This is a genomic window from Hallella sp., assembly GCF_037460745.1.
In the GTDB taxonomy this organism is placed as follows: Bacteria; Bacteroidota; Bacteroidia; order Bacteroidales; family Bacteroidaceae; genus Prevotella; species Prevotella faecis.
The window spans coordinates 1-4,104 of the sequence record NZ_JAXVAE010000012.1; the positions used below are offsets into that span (position 1 = coordinate 1).

Consider the following 4,104-nt stretch of genomic DNA (forward strand, 5'->3'; position numbering starts at 1 on the left):
CAAACCTGTAACCTTCTGATCCGTAGTCAGATGCTCTATTCAGTTGAGCTACGGAACCTCTTTGTTTAAGCGGTTGCAAAGGTACGACTATTTGTTGTAACCTCCAAACGTTTTGGCAACTTTTTTAAGGAAAAGTGCGTTTTTTACGCTTTTTCGCCCTTTTGGGGGCCTTGGAGGCGCTATTCATAGTCGTCGATGACGCTATTGGTGAAGTCCATCATGGGTTTTGCCACACGAAACAGGTGGGCCATTTTCTTCGTCCAATCGGGCTGGCTGAAGAAATTGTCGTCCACCGTTTGCCAACAACAGTAGTCTTTCATCTTCAAATAATCGATGTGCTCGTAGTCGGCGGGGAAGTCGCGTGGTGCCTTTTTCAAGTGAGTGATGCCAAACCCTTTTTCCGACATGTAGTCGTCGTCTTCCCAAAATCCCTCGTTCACCCTTCCGTAGGTTTCTACGAAAGTGGGGTTCTCCACGCACGCTTGCCACTCGTCGATGTTGCCCATGATCTCGTTGCGCACGGCGGTTAGGATGTTGGTGGGAAGCCAATACACACCCGTTGCCAGCACACAATGGCCTGGGCGCACATGGATGTAGTAGCCTCCGTGCAGTCCTTTCTTGCCATGGGCTGAGATGTAAGCGCCAAAATGTCGCTTGTAAGGGCTCTTGTCGGGCGAGAAGCGGATGTCGCGGTTGAAACGGTAGCAACAGTCCTTGGGCGTGAGGTGGGCAATGGTGGGGTCGAAGGTTGCAATGGTTTGGATGGCCTCTTTCACACCTTGCTCAAACTCGGCCTTGGCTTGTTGATATTCGGCCTTGTGTTCGTGGAACCACGTGGTGTTGTTGTTTTCTGCAATCTTTTGCAGGAAGTCTAATATGAGGGTTGTGTTCATGACGTTGGTGTCGTTTCGGATGATGGGTTGGCATGCCTTGGGGCTTTGCCCTTAGAGCTTGCTGTCTTTCAACAATTTGGGGCAGAAACCGTCGAACGGGCAATCGGCGCAGAGCGGCTTGGCGCTCCTGCAGACGTAGCGTCCATGGAGCAATAGCCAATGGTGGGCGTTGGGAATGTCCTCTTGGGGTATGTGGCGCATGAGGTATTGCTCCACCTTCAGCGGGGTGGTGGCCTCCTTGGGCACCAGTCCCAACCGGTGGGCCACGCGGAACACATGCGTGTCGACTGCCATCGTGGCATGTCCGAACCATACGGCCTCAACCACATTGGCGGTCTTTTGGCCCACGCCCGGCAACTTTACCAACTCGTTGTGGCTCTCGGGCACCTCGCCCGCATGGTCGGCTACCAGTGCCCGTGCCATGGCCACCAGGTGGCGCGCCTTGGCGTTGGGGTAGCTCACCGACCGTATATACTCCAGCACATCGTCGGGCTCGGCTTGCGCCATACTGCGCGCGTCGGGATAATGGCTGAAAAGGTCGGGCGTCACTTGGTTGACGCGCTTGTCGGTACATTGGGCCGACAACACCGTGGCGACGAGCAGCTGGAATGCCGAAGCAAACAGCAGCTCGGTCGTCACATGGGGTTGTGTCACCCTAAAGGTGTCGAGTATGCGCTCGTAGCGTTCTTTTCGTGTCATTTGATCATGTCGACCGAACGCTTCAGGAACTTATCGAGCGCCTCGCCTTTCAGCATGCCGTTTTGCAGCAATGCCAAGTCGATGAGTTGGTGCACGATGTTGTTGCCCTTGGCGTAGTCGCCGAGGATTTGGTTCTTCTTGGTGTGCTGCTCGCTGATGGCCTTCTGCGTGTTCTGCACGTCGTCTTTCTCCTCCTGTGTCAGATCCTCGGGCTTCTTGCCGTTCTGTGATTGGTGGAGTGCGGCCAGTCGGGCCGACAATCCCTTCAGTTCGCTCACCACAGGCTTCAGGGCCTCGGCGGTCGTCTTGTTGGTGTCGTCGAGCACCTCCTTCACCAACTTGTGGTCGGCGTTGAGCACGATGGTGTAGGTGTCGGGCATCTGGCCATAGAAGCTCATGCCGGGCTGGAAGTGGCTCATCTCCTTCATACGGCGCATGTATTCGCTCTCGGTGATGATCACCGGTTGGGCGTTCTCGCCAAGCGACTCCACGTCTACGTTAAACTGGGCCTTGTCCATTTGTGGCATCTGTGAGCGGAACACCTCTGACAGATTGTCGCGGTCGTCGCCAGTAATGGCAGACTCCTTCTTGTCGTCCTTGACGATGAGGCGGTCGATGATGTCGGCGTCGACACGGGCAAAATGGCTCTTCTCAAACTTGTTCTCCAACATCGACACCATGGGTACGTCGAGCTGGCCATCGAGCAGGAGCACACTATAGCCCTTGTCCTGAGCCGACTTGATGTATGAGTACTGGTCGTCCTTGTTGGTGGCGTAGAGGTAGACGAGCTCGCCGTTCTTGTCGGTCTGGTTGTCCTTGATGAGGGTCTTGTACTCCTCGAAGGTGAAGCACTTGCCGTCGACGTCCTTAAACAAGGCAAACTCCTTGGCGCGCTCATAGAAGTCGTCCTGGGTGAGCATGCCGTAGTTGATGAAGATCTTCAGGTCGTTCCACTTGTCCTCGAAGTCCTTGCGGTCGTCCTTGAAGGTCTGCTGCAAACGGTCTGACACCTTCTTTGTGATATAGGTGGAGATCTTCTTCACGTTGGCGTCGCTCTGCAGGTAGCTGCGGCTCACGTTGAGCGGGATGTCGGGAGAATCGATCACACCATGGAGCAATGTCAGGAAGTCGGGCACGATGCCTTCCACCTGATCGGTGACAAACACCTGGTTGCAATAGAGCTGAATCTTGTTGCGTTGCAAGTCGATGTTGCTATGCGTGCGTGGGAAGTAGAGGATACCTGTGAGGTGGAATGGGAAGTCCACGTTGAGGTGAATCCAGAACAAAGGCTCGTCCTGCATGGGGTAGAGGGTGCGATAGAAGTTCTTGTAATCCTCATCCTTCAGCGATGATGGGGCCTTGGTCCACAACGGCTCCACATTATTTATAATGTTGTCCTGGTCGGTGTCGACCTGCTTGCCATCCTTCCACTCGGTCTTTTTGCCGAAGGCCACGGGCACGGGCATAAACTTACAATACTTGTTGAGCAACTGCTCGATGCGTGCTTTCTCCAAAAACTCCTTGCAATCGTCGGAGATGTGGAGGATGATGTCGGAGCCACGGTCGGCCTTCTCGGCGTCGTCGATGGTGAACGAAGGCGAGCCGTCGCAGCTCCATCTGATGGCCTTGGCGCCCTCCTGGTAGCTCTTGGTTACGATCTCCACCTGGTCGCTCACCATGAATGATGAGTAGAAGCCCAGTCCGAAGTGGCCGATGATGGCATTGGCCTCATCTTTGTATTTGTCGAGGAAGTCGGTTACGCCCGAGAATGCAATTTGGTTGATGTATTTGTCGATCTCCTCAGCCGTCATGCCGATACCACGGTCGCTGATGGTAAGCGTCTTGGCCTCGGGGTCGAACGACACATGGATGGTCAGGTCGCCCAACTCGCCCTTGAAGTCGCCCTTCTGTGCCAAGGTCTTCAGCTTCTGCGTGGCGTCGACGGCGTTGCTGATCATCTCACGGAGGAAAATCTCATGGTCTGAATAGAGAAACTTTTTGATGACGGGGAAAATGTTCTCGGTCGTAACCCCGATATTACCTTTTTGCATGATAATGGTTGTTTTAATTCGTTTTTTTTGTATGGATAGTTGCAAAAGCCGTGCCATAATAGGCAAATAGAGGACAAAGAAAAGCCGTTTGCCAAAGATTTTTTGAAAATTTACGGAATATTTGACAGGTAGTTCGGAGAAATGCTATAATTTTGCAGCATAGATTCATTTCAATAGGTTAAGGTTAGTTTTTAAAAGGTTAAAGAACCCCCAATCAGAGTAGTGATACTGTGGATTGGGGGATTTCCTTTTTTAGGGCGGCATCCCAAGTGGGTTGATGAATATTCGTAAAATGAATCGTTGTCTTGACGATGGGCTTATGATGTCAGGGCGATAATCCCAAACCAATCGTGGGGATCATGGCCCTTCACCTTATCATAAAGGTCCGCGACCTAATTTATAATGCTCCTTTACTAGTGATGCGATATTAATCGCTTAACTATAGTTATATATTTGATATT

Annotated in this window: 3 protein-coding genes; all 3 read right to left on the bottom strand. The window is 52.5% G+C overall.

Going from position 1 to position 4,104, the window contains the following annotated elements; genetic code table 11:
- Positions 1 to 179: 179 nt before the first annotated feature.
- The 3 genes from WKK33_RS00125 to htpG are packed head-to-tail and all read right to left on the bottom strand — an operon-like array spanning position 180 to position 3,643.
- Positions 180 to 893: a DUF2461 domain-containing protein gene (locus WKK33_RS00125; protein ID WP_337468955.1), complete on the bottom strand. Its 714-nt coding sequence runs from the start codon at positions 891 to 893 to the stop codon at positions 180 to 182.
- Positions 894 to 944: 51 nt separating this feature from the next.
- Entirely contained in the window at positions 945 to 1,592 is a 648-nt protein-coding gene (nth, locus tag WKK33_RS00130) for an endonuclease III (RefSeq protein ID WP_337468954.1), read from the bottom strand.
- Positions 1,589 to 3,643, bottom strand: coding sequence for a molecular chaperone HtpG (htpG, locus tag WKK33_RS00135; protein WP_337931960.1), 2,055 nt, complete (start codon positions 3,641 to 3,643; stop codon positions 1,589 to 1,591). Before htpG ends, nth begins: the two co-directional genes overlap by 4 nt.
- Positions 3,644 to 4,104: the final 461 nt, after the last annotated feature.

What these genes read in the sequence shown, in the direction of transcription:
- nth (WP_337468954.1), bottom strand. Translation starts at nt 1,592, where the DNA reads ATGACACGAAAAGAACGCTACGAGCGCATACTCGACACCTTTAGGGTG.
- WKK33_RS00125 (WP_337468955.1), bottom strand. Translation starts at nt 893, where the DNA reads ATGAACACAACCCTCATATTAGACTTCCTGCAAAAGATTGCAGAAAAC.
- htpG (WP_337931960.1), bottom strand. Translation starts at nt 3,643, where the DNA reads ATGCAAAAAGGTAATATCGGGGTTACGACCGAGAACATTTTCCCCGTC.